Raw genomic sequence first — 12,918 nt, 5'->3', positions numbered from 1 at the left:
CGCGAGAGCATGACCGAATTCAAGAACACTCAGCAGCAGGTATGGCAGTTTCGCGTGCGCGTGGCGGCGGCGGGATTCTTCGTGCTCGTCTGCTTCGGCCTGCTCGTGCTGCGCTTTCTCTTTCTGCAGGTCTGGCATTACAGCAAGTACTCGCTGCAGGCCGACGAAAACCGCATCTCGGTCGCGCCGATCGTGCCGAACCGCGGCATCATCACGGATCGCAACGGCGTGGTGCTGGCCCGCAACTATTCGGCCTACACGCTCGAGATCACGCCGTCGAAGCTCGACGACACGCTGGAGAACGTCATCAACAAGCTGGCCACGGTCGTCAATATCGATGCGGTCGACCGGCGGCGCTTCAAGAAGCTGCTCGAGGACTCGAAGAACTTCGAGAGCCTGCCCATTCGCACTCGGCTCTCCGACGAGGAGGTCGCGCGCTTCACGGCGCAGCGTTTCCGTTTTCCGGGCGTCGACGTGCGCGCGCGGCTCTTCCGCAATTATCCGCTCGGGCCGACGGCCGCTCATGTGATCGGCTACATCGGACGCATCTCGCAACGGGACCAGGAGCGCATCGACGCAGCGAGCGAGCAGAACGACAGCGACCCCGATCACTATGATCCGCGGCTCGACGCAAACAATTACAAGGGCACCGATTACATGGGCAAGATCGGCGTCGAGCAAAGCTACGAAACCGAGCTTCACGGCCTCACCGGCTTCGAGGAGGTCGAAGTCACGGCGGGCGGCCGGCCGGTGCGCACGCTCTCGCGCACGCAGGCGACACCGGGCAACAACCTCGTGCTTTCGATCGACATCGGCTTGCAGGAAGTCGCCGAGCAGGCGTTCGCGGGACGCCGGGGCGCCCTCGTCGCGATCGAGCCATCGACGGGCGACGTACTCGCCTTCGTCTCGGCGCCGAGCTTCGACCCGAACGCATTCGTCGACGGCATCGATCAGCAGAACTGGGACGCGCTCAACAATTCGCCCGATCACCCGCTGCTCAATCGCCCGCTCCATAGCGCCTATCCGCCCGGCTCCACCTACAAGCCGTTCATGGCGCTCGCCGCGCTGGCGCTGAAGAAGCGCACGCCCGAGTGGGGCTTTCACGATCCCGGGTTTTATACGTTCGGCGGCCATACGTTCCGCAACGACGTGCCGCAGGGCCAGGGGTGGATCGATCTGGACCGCGCGATCATGGTGTCGAACGACACCTACTTCTATATGCTGGCGCACGATCTCGGCGTCAATGCGATCGCCAATTTCATGAAGCCATGGGGCTTTGGCCAGATCACGGGCATCGACATCGCAGGCGAGGCGCGTGGGATTCTGCCGTCCACCGACTGGAAGAAGCATGCCTATCGCAAGCCTGAGCAACAGCGCTGGTACGAGGGCGAAACGATCAGCCTCGGCATCGGCCAAGGCTACAACTCGTTCACGATGCTGCAGATGGCGCACGCGGTAGCGACGCTCGCGAACGACGGCGTCGTCATGCGGCCGCACCTCGTGAAGGAAATCGAGAATCCGATCTCGCATCAGACGAGGCTCACCGTACCGCACGAGAGCGGACGCATTCCGCTCGTCACGCAAGACGAGATCGATCTCGTCAAGAAAGCGATGACCGAGGTGACGAGCAACCCGTCCGGTACAGCCTATCAAGTGTTCCGCAACGCAGCCTATAGCGTCGGGGGCAAGACGGGCACGGCGCAGGTGTTCTCGCTGCAAGGCCAGAAGTATCATGGCGGCGCCCTCGCGGAACACTTGCGCGATCACTCGCTTTTCATCGCATTCGCGCCGGCCGACCATCCGCAGATCGCCGTCGCGTTGATCGTCGAGAACGGCGGCTGGGGAGCCAGCGTCGCGGCGCCGATCGCAAAGAGCGTGCTCGATTACTACCTGCTCCAGCGCAATAAGCCGGGCGTGCTCGCGCAGGAGGTCGCGGCGGCCGCCGCCGCGGCATCGGCGACGGCCGCCTCCGAAGCCGCCGTTGTGTCCGGGGCGGGGCAAGTCGCGCAGCCGGCCGAGGCCGGCTCTGGCGCCAGCGCCAGCGCCAGCGTAGCGGTGAGCGCCGGCAATTCGGAGCCGCATGCCGATCAATCGCTCCCGATCAAAGTAGCGGCCGGCTTCAAAGCACTGCCTCTGCCCGATGTACCGGCTTCCGTGCCGCCCGCCGCATCGGCGGCCGAAGCCGCGATCGTCGCTTCGGGATTGATGCCCGCTTCCGACACGTTCACCTCCGCGGCTCCAGCCCTGGCGGCATCCGGCGCATCGGGCTCGGTCGCCGATCTATTCCCGGCCGCCGATCCCGACGCCGGCATGGGCTCGTCGGCCAGCGCGACGAGGTCGCGCTCTACGGCATCGCTGCCGGGCCTCAGCGCGGCCGCATCGGCCGCGCTCGCCGCCAAGCTGAGGCATCATGCGCCGGCACCGCGTCCGCCCGGATCCGCCCAGGGCGGCGCTTTAGGGCCCGCGAGCGAGCCTCGCGGCGCCGCGTCGGGTACATCGGCCGCCGCACACCAATAAGGGACGAGGGGAACATGAATTCCGACGACAAGCGCGTCTGGCTCGAACGAGTCAAGAAGCTCTTCGTGGGCTTCGATCGCCCGCTGGCGCTGATCGTCTTCCTGCTGCTCTGCGTCGGGCTCGTCACGCTCTACAGCGCGAGCCTCGACGTGCCGGGCCGCGTGGAAGACCAGATGCGCAACATCGTGCTGACGTTCGTCCTGATGTGGGGGCTCGCGACCGTGCCGCCCACCACGCTGATGCGCTTCGCCGTGCCGCTCTATACGTTCGGCATAGCGCTGCTCGTCGGCGTCGCGCTCTTCGGCATCACGAAAAAGGGGGCCAAGCGCTGGATCAATGTCGGCGTCGTGATTCAGCCGTCCGAGATTCTCAAGATCGCCACGCCGATGATGCTGGCCTGGTACTACCAGAAGCGCGAAGCGGGGCTGCGCTGGTGGGACTTCATCGTCGGCTTCGTCATACTGCTCGTGCCCGTTGGCCTCATCGCGAAGCAGCCCGATCTCGGGACGGCCATGCTCGTCTTCGCCGCCGGTCTTTTCGTCATCTACTTCGCGGGCCTTTCTTTCAAGATCATTGCGCCCGTGCTCATCGCCGTCGTCATCGCGGTGGCCTCGATCGCCGCGTTCCAGGACAAAATCTGCCAGCCGCAGGTGCAATGGCCGCTCATGCACGACTACCAGAAGCACCGTATCTGTACGCTGCTCGATCCCACCTCCGATCCGCTCGGCAAGGGATTTCACACGATCCAGGCCGTCATCGCAATCGGCTCGGGCGGACCGCTCGGCAAAGGCTGGTTGAAGGGGACGCAGGCGCATCTCGATTTCATCCCCGAAAAGCACACCGACTTCATTTTCGCGGTGTTCTCCGAGGAGTTCGGGCTCGCCGGCGAGCTCGTGCTGCTGCTGCTCTACTCTGCGCTGATCGCGCGCGGGCTCTTTATCGCGGCGAACGGCGCGACGCAGTTCGCGCGCCTCTTGGCCGGCTCGCTGACGATGGCGTTCTTCACCTATGCGTTCGTCAACGTCGGGATGGTGAGCGGAGTCCTGCCCGTCGTCGGCGTGCCGCTGCCGTTCATGAGCTATGGCGGTACGGCGCTGACGACGCTCGGCGTCGCGATCGGCCTCATCATGAGCGTCGGCCGGCACAAGCGGCTCATGAAGTCGTAAAGCTTCGACACGCCGCGTGCGGGCAGAGCGCACGCCTCCGTGGCTGCGTGTGTCAACCGGCTCCGAGCGGCTCGCGGCTACTGCGGCTTCGGCTGCTGCCCTTGCGCTTCGCGCTTCAACTCGCTTGAGAGCTGTTGAAACTTGAGGCGCGCCGCCGGATCGCCCTGCGCGGCCGCGGCCGCGTAGTAAGCGCGTGCGACGTTGATGTTGCGCGTGACGCCGTCACCGCCTCGCTCATAGAAAGAGCCCGTCACGTATTGAGCCGTCATGTCGCCGCCTTCGGCCGCCTTCTTGTACCAGTAGAACGCCTGCTTGTTGTCGCGCGCGGTGCCGCGTCCGTCGAGAAACTGGTTCGCGAGCGCGAGCTCGGCCTGCACGTGGCCCTGCTGCGCGGCTTTCAGGAACCACCGGTGTGCTTCGGCAGGGTCGCGCGAAACGAACTCGCCGTCGTCGTACATGCGGCCGTAGATGTACTGCGCGTGCGACATGTTGGCGTCCGCCGCTTTGCGCAGCCATCGGCGCGCTTCGTCGACGTTCGTCGGCGTCCCCTCGCCGTTGAGCAGCATCATCGCGTAGTTGAACTGCGCGAGCCGATTGCCGCGCTCGGCCGCATCGTGGAACTCCTTGAGCGCCGAGCCGAAGTTGCCGGCGTTGTAGTCCGCGACTGCCGACTGCGTCTCGGGGTCGCTCTCCGCGGGAGCGGGGCCGGCCGGCTTCGCTTGCGGCGATTTCGCTTGCGCGAGCGGCGCCTCATCGGCAAGCGCGGCTCCGCCGTGCACGAGCCCGCCGAGGGTCAGCGCGAGCGCGGAAACTGCCGGGAGCGCCGAACGCGCCCACGCGGCCAGCATCTCTTTCCTCATGTCCGTACCTCCTGCAACGCGCTGCGCGCGGCGCGCACGAGCCACAGCACGTCGGCGGCGAGCGAGATGAACTGAAAGCCCGCCTCGCGGTATTGCCGGGCGCTCGCCGGGTCGAGCGCGAAAATGCCCGCCGCCACCGCGGCCTGCTTAGCCGCCGCGGCCACGCGAGCGAGCGCGGCCAGCACGTCCGGATGCTTCGTATCGCCGAGATGGCCGAGGCTCGCGGCGAGATCGGCAGGCCCGACGAACAGGCAATCGACGCCCGGCGTCGCGGCGATCCGCTCGACCTCTTCGAGTGCGCGTGCCGATTCGATCTGCACGATCGTCGCGATTTGCGTGTTGGCGCTCTGCAGATAGTCGCGCCGCGCACCGAACGCGGACGCCCGGACGACCCCCGCCACGCCGCGCAGACCATCGGGCGAACCCGCGCCGGGATACCGCGTAAGACGCACAACGCGTGCCGCGGCTTCGGCCGATTCGATATTGGGGAACATCAGCGTCCGCGCGCCCGCATCGAGGACGCGCTTGACGAGCCATGGCTCGTCCGCCGGCACGCGCACGACGGGCTCGGTCGGCATATGGGCTGCCGCGATGGCCCGCAACTGGGCCGTGACGTCGGCCGAATCGTTGGGCGCGTGCTCCATATCGATGCAGAGCCAGTCGAACCCGGTATGCGCGAGCGCCTCGGCCGCGTCGGGGCTGCCGAGCGACAGCCAAAGCCCATAGAGAGGCTCGGCTTCCTTCAGGCGCTCTTTGAGGGGATTCGTGAATGCGCTCATCGGCCGCTTCCTCCCTTGAACGCCACCGATCATACCGTGACAATAACGCGGCCGCCCGACGCCGTCATGCGTCGCGGGCGAAATCGGCCCAGCAGTTCGGCGTTTCGAAAAGCCGCACGCGAGTGAGGCGAAGATTGACGCCATAATGCGCGTCATAGACGTGAGAAAGCGTCTCGAAAGCGATCGCCGCGAGATTTTCGACGGTGGGTACGCGCTCGAGCACGACGGTCTTGTGATCGGGCATCGACTGGAGAAAATCGCGCACGCGCTCGTCGCCTTCATAGACGAGGAATGCGTGGTCCCAACGGCTCACGAGATGCTCCATCGCGAGCGATTTCACGTCGGCGAAATCCATCACCATGCCGCGATCGGGCGCGCCCTCCGTCTCGATCACGTCGCCTTGCAGCGTGATTTCGAGCACATAGCGATGCCCGTGCAAATTGCGGCACTGGCTGCGGTGATCGGGAATGCGGTGGCCCGCATCGAATTCGAGTTTTCGAGTAATCGTCAGCACGGCAAAGTCAGGGAATATTGAGGTACTTGTGCGTTTGCATCGACAAGCGCCACTTCGGATGACGCTTGCACCAGTCGATCGCAAGCCGCGTGTTGAGGTCGCGCGACGGGCCGTCCATCGGCTGCACGAGGAAGTGATCGAAATCGAGCGCCGCGTATTCGGCGAGACGCTGATTGTCCTGCGGAATGACGACCTTCAACTCGTTGCCCTTCGTGACGACGAGCGGCGCATCGGCCTTCGGGCTCACGCAAACCCAATCGATCGATTCGAGCACCGGCAGAGAGCCGTTCGTCTCGATCGCCACCTCGAAGCCGGCCGCATGCAGCGCATCGATGAGCAGCGCGTCGAGCTGCAGCATCGGCTCCCCGCCCGTGCAGACGACGAAACGATAGTCCTCGCCCGTCGGCCAGAGCGAGGCGATCTTGTCGACGAGCGCGGCGGCATCGCGATACTTGCCACCGTTTTCGCCGTCCGTGCCGACGAAGTCCGTATCGCAAAAGCGGCACACGGCGCTCTCGCGGTCCTCTTCGCGCCCGGACCAGAGATTGCATCCGGCGAAGCGGCAGAAGACGGCGGGGCGCCCTGCATTCGCGCCTTCGCCCTGCAGCGTGTAGAAGACTTCCTTGACTGCGTATGTCATGTTGCCTTTTTTCCGTCCATGCTCGCGGCGACGCGCGGTGCGCCCGGCTCACGCGGGCTGGGTCACCTTCTCGCCGGTCAGATAGGCCTCGTAGCCGCGCTTGCGCAGCCGGCACGCCGGGCATTCGCCGCAGCCGAAACCCCAGTCGTGCAGCTCCGCGCGCTCGCCGACGTAGCACGTGTGAGTTTCGACCCGAATCAACTCCACGAGCGCCTGCCCGCCGATCGAATCGGCAAGCCGCCACGTGTCGGCCTTGTCGAGCCACATCAGCGGCGTTTCGATGATCTGGCGGCTCGCCATCCCGAGATTGAGCGTGACCTGCAGCGCCTTCATCGTGTCGTCGCGACAATCCGGGTAACCCGAAAAGTCAGTCTCGCACATTCCGCCGACGAGCACGCGCAGACCGCGCCGATAAGCCACCGCGGCGGCGATCGTCATGAACATCAGGTTGCGGCCCGGCACGAACGTATTCGGCAACCCGCTCGCGGCAGTCTCGATCTCGATCTCTCGCGTCATGGCGGTATCGCTGATCGAGCCGAGCACGGAGAGATCGATCAGATGATCGTCGCCGAGCCGGCCGGCCCACGCGGGGAAGTCTCGGGCGAGCCTTTCACGGATACCCTCGCGGCAGTCGAGCTCGACGCGATGGCGCTGGCCATAATCGAAGCCGATCGTTTCTACGGTCTCGTAGCGATCGAGCGCCCATGCCAGACACGTGGCCGAATCCTGGCCGCCCGAAAACAACACGAGCGCGCCTGTCTTAGCGTCTCTCTCAATCACCGTGAACACTCCGTGACGCGTAATGAAAAGGAACCGCAGAGATTGCGCGGCATATCGCGCGCCGCGCCGATACGCCTTCGGCTTCCCCAGTATAGGCCTCACCTTCCGAAGCCAGGCGTTCCGTTCCTTATACCGCGGGTCGGACCGGCAACATTGCGCTTGCCCGCACGCTCGACGCGTGCCGATGCGCCTCGGCGACGATCCCGAAGCAATGAAGAAAACCCCAAGAACCTTGCGATTCTTGGGGTTATGTACCGCTGGTGGCCTGGGGCGGAATCGAACCACCGACACGCGGATTTTCAATCCGCTGCTCTACCAACTGAGCTACCGGGCCACGAAGAAGCGAGATTATAGCAAGGTCTTCATGGCTCCTCAAGCGCTTTTGACGCCTCGTCATTCCCCTTTGTTCTTGCCGAGGTCGACGCCGAGTTGCTTGAGCTTTCGATAAAGGTGGGTGCGCTCGAGGCCCGTCTTTTCGGCCACGCGCGTCATGCTCCCGTTCTCGCGCGCGAGATGGTACTCGAAGTAGGCGCGCTCGAACGCGTCGCGCGCGTCGCGCAGCGGGATATCGAATGAAATCGAGGCCGCCTGCGCGGCGACGGCGCCCGCCGACGCATTGTCGGCAGTGAGGCCGGGCAGCGCAACGGCCGCGGCGACCGTCGTCGCGTTGGCGGGCACGGTCGACTTCGCCGCGGCGACGCCGCCTACGGCCGGCAGCGCGGTGCCACGCGCCAGCCCTTGCTCGACCGCCTTCAACAACTTCTGCAACGCGATCGGTTTTTCCAGAAAGTTGAGCGCGCCGATTTTCGTCGCTTCGACGGCCGTATCGATCGTCGCATGTCCCGACATCATGATGACGGGCATCGTCAATTGCCCCTGCGCCGCCCACTCCTTGAGCAGCGTCACGCCGTCCGTATCGGGCATCCAGATGTCGAGCAACACAAGGTCGGGCGCTTGGCGCAAGCGGTAATCCCGCGCCTGCTGCGCGTTTTCCGCCACTTCCACGGCATGTCCCTCGTCGCTCAGGATTTCCGAGAGCAACTCTCGAATACCCATTTCGTCGTCTACCACCAGGATGGTTGCCATTTATGCTGCCCTTGTCTGCGCTATTGCTTTTGTCGTTCCCGGCGTGGCGCCCCCGCGCGTTGCCGCATGCCCTGCCGCGGGCGGCGCGCCGTCGTCCGCCATCTCCAGGAACAAAATCGAAATCTGCGCACCCTCGACGGTCTCGCCCGACTTGACGCGATTGCGGATGTCGATGCGAGCGCCGTGCTCGTCGACGATCTTCTTCACCGTGGCAAGCCCGAGCCCCGTCCCTTTGGCCTTCGTCGTCACATAAGGTTCGAATGCGCGTGTGAGAATGCGGGCGGGAAAGCCCGGTCCGTTGTCCGAGACCGTCAGGCGAACCGCGACGCGCACTTTGCCTTGGGCGTCGGGATCGCCATATTCTACTGTCTTGGTCTCGAGCACGACACGTGGATTTTCGACGTCGGCGACCGCATCCTGCGCATTTTGCAGCAGATTGTGAATGACCTGGCGCAACTGCGTCGCGTCGCCTTTGATGACCGGCAACGTGTGCAGATCGACGACGATCGGGCTCTTGCCTTCCTCGATGCCATAAAGCGAAAGGACTTCGGTCACGAGTTCGTTCAGCTGCAAGTTCGCCAGCACGGCCGGGGGCGTGCGCGCGTACTCGCGAAAATCGTCCACCATTCGCTTCATCGCGGCCACCTGGTTCACGATTGTCGTCGCGCCACGCTTGAGCACGTCAGCATCGGGCGGTGTCAGCTTGTCCGCGAGCTTCATCTGCAATCGCTCGGCCGAGAGCTGAATCGGCGTGAGTGGGTTCTTGATCTCATGGGCGAGCCGCCGCGCTACTTCTCCCCATGCAGCGGAGCGCTGCGCCGAGATCACGTCGGAGATGTCGTCGAACACGATCACGTAGCCCGTCGTTTGCGCTTCGTCGGATTCCGCGTCGAGGCCGCCCTCGAGACTCGCAACGAGCCGCGAGCCACGCACGAGCAGCGTGATCGGCTCCGTTTCACCGGCCACCGGTACGGCGAATTGCTGCTGCCAGTGACCGTCGTCCGGGCCGCCCGTGCTCGCCGCGTCGCGATCCGCGAACGCCTTGCGGACCATCGCCGCGAATTCCGCCATGACGCCGATGCGCTCGAGCGAAGCGCCGAGCATCGACTGGAACGGTTGCCGGAAGATGCGCTCGGCGCCGCGATTGGCCGTGGTGAGACGGAACTGCCGGTCGAGCACGAACACGCCCGCCGTCAGATTCGCGAGGATGCTCTCGAGGTAAGCCTTCGAGTGCTCGAGCGCGATACGGTTTCGCTCCACGGCCGCGCGCGCCTCCGAGAGCTGGCGCGTCATCGCATTGAACGACTGGGTCAGAAAGCCGAGCTCATCGCGCGTCTTGATCTCGCGCTTGGGCGTGTAGTCGCCCTCGGCGACTTCCTTCGTTCCCTGCGCCAGCAGGAAAAGCGGCCGGGCGAGCTGATTGCCGAGCGCGAGCGCAAGCATCATCGCGATGAACGTCGCGAGAAAGAGGGCGAGCGTCAGCGTCCCGATGTACATCTTGCGCAGCCCCGTGCGGCCCAGCGCCTTCTCCTGATATTCACGATAGGCGCGTTGTACCGCGTCGGCATTGCGCGCAAGCGAGGGCGATACGGGTTGCGTCAGTTGCAAGTAGCGCTCGGCCGGCTGCAACAGCGACGTACTGGCATCCGGAATGCGCTCGACGACGCGCAAGCGCAGCGCACCCTTGGAGCCTTTCGCATGCGAATCGTCGTCGACTTCGCCCTCGACCGCCGCGAAACCGCGCCTACGAGCCTGGTCGATCATCAGCGCTGTCGGCATATCGTCCGGCACGAGCGACGCGATGTTGCCGCCCGACGCCTGCGCGACGACATGCAGCCCCGGCGCTGCACCCGACACGCCGCCGCTCACCGATTCGAGGACCATCGCCTCCTGAACGCCGAACTGGTCGCGCAACCGCAGCAGCGTGATCGTCGTGTTGGCCGGACCGGCGCTCGCGAGCTGCTCGGACATCAGACGTGCCTTCGTCTGCAGATCCGAGAGCGTCGCGTCGAGCATGCCGCGGCCAAGATTAAGACCCGACGTGAGCGCCGTCTCGACGTTCACGTCGAACCACGACTCGATGCTGCGCGAGACGAATTGATACGAGACGACATAGATGATGGCACCCGGCACGACGCCGACGAGCGCGAAAAAGATAGCGAGCTTCGCAAGCAGCCGCGTGCCGAATTTGCCCTTGCGCAAGCGCACCAGAATCATCACGCAAAGCGCGACGACGACGAGCAGGAAAACGAGCGCAACGGCGATGTTCGCTGCGTAGAGCCACGAGTAGTAGCGATCGAAGAACTCGGTGTTCGCGCTCGCGGCGGCCAGCAGCAAGAGCAGCAAGAGCGCCGTCACCGCGACCGTCGAGACGAGCACGCGCAGCACGATGCTCTTGGCGTCAGCGGCTCGACGCACCTGCGCCTTACTTAGCATGTTCGGCCACCGTAAACGTAAAGCGCTTCCAATCGGAAGCAAGCGACCAATCGCGGTTGTTCACCGCGTCGACCTGAAACGGCTTCGGCATCAGCGCCGTATCGAGCGCCATCCGTACCGATGCCGTGTACGTTTCGCCCGCCCGCACCTGCGTGCGGTCGATCACGTGCCAGGAGGTCACGTGCTTGATGACCGCAAGGGCGTCGTCGAGCGAGCCGAAACCGAGCTGCAGACCGCCACTCGTGACACGGTACTCGCGTGTGAGCGGCTGAAACGAAAGACGCCACGTCTGGGAGATCGACACCGGCTGCTCGTCGAACCAATACCAGCGCGCGCGCGTCAACTCGAAGTCGGTCGTGAAATAGAGCGGCACGCCCCGATTGACCGCCTCGACGAGGCTGCTGTTCAGCTCGAACTCGAAGCGAGCATCGAGGCTCCAGCCCGAACCGTCGGCCTGCAGCGACGCGCGCTGGACGGCAATCGGATCGGCATGCGCCGGCGCCGCCGCGGCGAGGCAAAGGGTCAGCCCTATCCAGAGCACGGCCACGAGCCGAAGCGGGAAAAAGCGTTTGCTGATCGTCACCGTTTCTGAAAGCGCGCGTAGAAAAAACCGTCGTGGTCGATGTCGGACCCGGTGCGCTCAGCGGCGCGCATGCCGGCTGTCGTGGACGCCGCCAGTGCGTTCGCCGCGCTGGCCGAGACCGGCGCCAGCTGCCCCGGCGCGTCCAATCGTACCGCATCTTGATGCACGCGTTCAAACCGCGCGGCCTGCTCCTCGCCCTCCTCGGGAAAGATCGAACACGTGACGTAAAGCAGCTCCCCTCCAGGCGCGACGAGCGGCCAAAGCGCATCGACGATACGTTGCTGCTCGCGCGCGAGCGCCGCGATGTCGGCGGGCCGGCGCAGCCAGCGGATGTCCGGATGACGGCGAACGATGCCGGACGCCGAACAAGGCACGTCGGCAAGAACGCGATCGAACGCGGCACCGTCGTGCCACGTCTCGGGCGCGCCCGCATCGCCGATGCGCACTTCGGCCGCGAGCCCGAGACGCTGCAGATTTTCGCCGATGCGCACGGCCCGCTCGGCATCGCTCTCGAGCGCGACGAGTCTCACGTCGGCAAGCTCGAGGACGTGGCAGGTCTTTCCGCCCGGTGCCGCGCAGGCATCGAGCACGCGCATGCCGTCGCGCGCGCCGAGCCATTCGGCCGCGAGCTGCGCCCCGGCGTCCTGCACCGATACGACGCCTTCCGCGAAGCCTGGAATTCGCTCGACCGGCATCGGCGCCGCAAGCCGCAGCGCATGCGTGCCGATTGCGAGCGCCTCGATTCCCGCTTCGCGCAGCGTCTGCTCATAGGCCCCGACTGTCGCGCGTCGAGCATTGACGCGCAGCGTGAGCGGACCAGGCCGATTGCCGATGTCGAGAATTTGCTGCCAACGCTCGGGCCACGCGCGCGCCACCGCGTCGAGCCACCAGCGCGGATAATTCCATCGCGCGACGGCATCAGTCGCGGCCTCGCCGAGTAGCGAAGCGCGCTCGCGCAAGAAGTTGCGCAGCACCGCGTTGACAAGTCCCTTGGCGAAGACCAGCTCGCGCCGCGCACCAATCGCGCTGACGGCTTGATCCACGACGGTATAGGGCGGATAGGCCGAACGGCTCTCGGCTCCGGCCATTGGGCCGTCTTCCTCGTCGGCAAGCAAAGCCAGCGCACAGGCAAGCAGGCTGGCGACATGAGTGGGCGGCGGCTTGCGAACGAGCCGCGCTATCAGCCAATCCGCCGTGCCGAGGCGGCGCAGCGTCCGATAAGCGATATCCTGCACCGCCCCCCGCGAGAGCGCGACCGCGGCGGCCGGGCTTTGTGCGTGGACGGCGGCGAGCGCCGCGGGCAACGCCGTGCCCCCGCGCACCGCGCCCACTGCTTGTGCCGCCGCATCGAGTGCGAAACCGAGCGAATCGGGCGCGAGATGCAGTGCCGAGAGATGGGAGCCGCGCTCGGTTGCAGGCTTAGCGGCGTGACGGCGCGGCGACGAAGATCGGGTCATGGGAAGAGACGAACCGGCATGCCGCTCAGGGCATCGCGTAGAACAAACGCGACATTGTAGCCGCTCTCGTCGGAGAGCCCGATACCATGACGGGGCGCGC

11 protein-coding genes and 1 tRNA gene are annotated in these 12,918 nt (G+C 65.5%); 2 read left to right on the top strand and 10 right to left on the bottom strand.

Features of this window, described 5'->3' with window-relative positions:
- Positions 1-9: 9 nt before the first annotated feature.
- A complete protein-coding gene (mrdA, locus tag AB4Y31_RS09830) occupies positions 10-2,517 on the top strand; it encodes a penicillin-binding protein 2 (RefSeq protein ID WP_368673766.1) in 2,508 nt (835 codons plus the stop codon).
- A gap of 14 nt (positions 2,518-2,531) precedes the next feature.
- Positions 2,532-3,683, top strand: coding sequence for a rod shape-determining protein RodA (gene rodA / locus AB4Y31_RS09825; RefSeq protein ID WP_368673765.1), 1,152 nt, complete (start codon positions 2,532-2,534; stop codon positions 3,681-3,683).
- Positions 3,684-3,760: 77 nt separating this feature from the next.
- On the opposite strand, the gene AB4Y31_RS09820 is transcribed toward rodA, so the two are convergent.
- The 10 genes from AB4Y31_RS09820 to rsmB form a co-directional block, all read right to left on the bottom strand.
- On the bottom strand, positions 3,761-4,543 hold the full coding sequence (locus AB4Y31_RS09820) for a tetratricopeptide repeat protein (RefSeq protein ID WP_368673764.1): 783 nt from the start codon (positions 4,541-4,543) through the stop codon (positions 3,761-3,763).
- Positions 4,540-5,322, bottom strand: a complete 783-nt coding sequence (locus AB4Y31_RS09815) for an HpcH/HpaI aldolase/citrate lyase family protein (RefSeq protein WP_368673763.1) — start codon at positions 5,320-5,322, stop codon at positions 4,540-4,542. The genes AB4Y31_RS09820 and AB4Y31_RS09815 overlap by 4 nt, the downstream gene beginning before the upstream one ends.
- 64 nt (positions 5,323-5,386) lie before the next feature.
- Positions 5,387-5,833, bottom strand: a complete 447-nt coding sequence (queD, locus tag AB4Y31_RS09810) for a 6-carboxytetrahydropterin synthase QueD (protein ID WP_368674471.1) — start codon at positions 5,831-5,833, stop codon at positions 5,387-5,389.
- 10 nt (positions 5,834-5,843) lie between these two features.
- On the bottom strand, positions 5,844-6,476 hold the full coding sequence (queE, locus tag AB4Y31_RS09805) for a 7-carboxy-7-deazaguanine synthase (protein ID WP_368673762.1): 633 nt from the start codon (positions 6,474-6,476) through the stop codon (positions 5,844-5,846).
- A gap of 48 nt (positions 6,477-6,524) precedes the next feature.
- A complete protein-coding gene (gene queC / locus AB4Y31_RS09800) occupies positions 6,525-7,256 on the bottom strand; it encodes a 7-cyano-7-deazaguanine synthase QueC (protein WP_368673761.1) in 732 nt (243 codons plus the stop codon).
- A 258-nt stretch (positions 7,257-7,514) separates the two neighbouring features.
- Positions 7,515-7,590, bottom strand: a tRNA-Phe gene (locus AB4Y31_RS09795).
- Positions 7,591-7,649: 59 nt separating this feature from the next.
- On the bottom strand, positions 7,650-8,342 hold the full coding sequence (gene esaR / locus AB4Y31_RS09790) for a response regulator transcription factor EsaR (protein WP_018441287.1): 693 nt from the start codon (positions 8,340-8,342) through the stop codon (positions 7,650-7,652).
- Positions 8,343-10,778, bottom strand: a complete 2,436-nt coding sequence (locus AB4Y31_RS09785; RefSeq protein ID WP_368673760.1) for an ATP-binding protein — start codon at positions 10,776-10,778, stop codon at positions 8,343-8,345.
- The gene (locus AB4Y31_RS09780; RefSeq protein WP_368673759.1) at positions 10,768-11,361 is read right to left on the bottom strand and encodes a DUF4390 domain-containing protein; all 594 of its coding nucleotides are present in this window, start codon (positions 11,359-11,361) and stop codon (positions 10,768-10,770) included. The genes AB4Y31_RS09785 and AB4Y31_RS09780 overlap by 11 nt, the downstream gene beginning before the upstream one ends.
- Positions 11,358-12,818 carry a 16S rRNA (cytosine(967)-C(5))-methyltransferase RsmB gene (rsmB, locus tag AB4Y31_RS09775; protein ID WP_368673758.1) on the bottom strand — a complete coding sequence of 487 codons (1,461 nt, stop codon included), beginning with the start codon at positions 12,816-12,818 and terminating at the stop codon, positions 11,358-11,360. Before rsmB ends, AB4Y31_RS09780 begins: the two co-directional genes overlap by 4 nt.
- Positions 12,819-12,918: the final 100 nt, after the last annotated feature.

Source organism: Trinickia sp. EG282A, assembly GCF_040965455.1.
Lineage (GTDB): Bacteria > Pseudomonadota > Gammaproteobacteria > Burkholderiales > Burkholderiaceae > Trinickia > Trinickia symbiotica.
This window is presented reverse-complemented; position numbering and strand designations above follow the sequence as displayed.

What these genes read in the sequence shown, in the direction of transcription:
- mrdA (WP_368673766.1), top strand. Translation starts at nt 10, where the DNA reads ATGACCGAATTCAAGAACACTCAGCAGCAGGTATGGCAGTTTCGCGTG.
- rodA (WP_368673765.1), top strand. Translation starts at nt 2,532, where the DNA reads ATGAATTCCGACGACAAGCGCGTCTGGCTCGAACGAGTCAAGAAGCTC.
- AB4Y31_RS09820 (WP_368673764.1), bottom strand. Translation starts at nt 4,543, where the DNA reads ATGAGGAAAGAGATGCTGGCCGCGTGGGCGCGTTCGGCGCTCCCGGCA.
- AB4Y31_RS09815 (WP_368673763.1), bottom strand. Translation starts at nt 5,322, where the DNA reads ATGAGCGCATTCACGAATCCCCTCAAAGAGCGCCTGAAGGAAGCCGAG.
- queE (WP_368673762.1), bottom strand. Translation starts at nt 6,476, where the DNA reads ATGACATACGCAGTCAAGGAAGTCTTCTACACGCTGCAGGGCGAAGGC.
- esaR (WP_018441287.1), bottom strand. Translation starts at nt 8,342, where the DNA reads ATGGCAACCATCCTGGTGGTAGACGACGAAATGGGTATTCGAGAGTTG.
- AB4Y31_RS09785 (WP_368673760.1), bottom strand. Translation starts at nt 10,778, where the DNA reads ATGCTAAGTAAGGCGCAGGTGCGTCGAGCCGCTGACGCCAAGAGCATC.
- rsmB (WP_368673758.1), bottom strand. Translation starts at nt 12,818, where the DNA reads ATGACCCGATCTTCGTCGCCGCGCCGTCACGCCGCTAAGCCTGCAACC.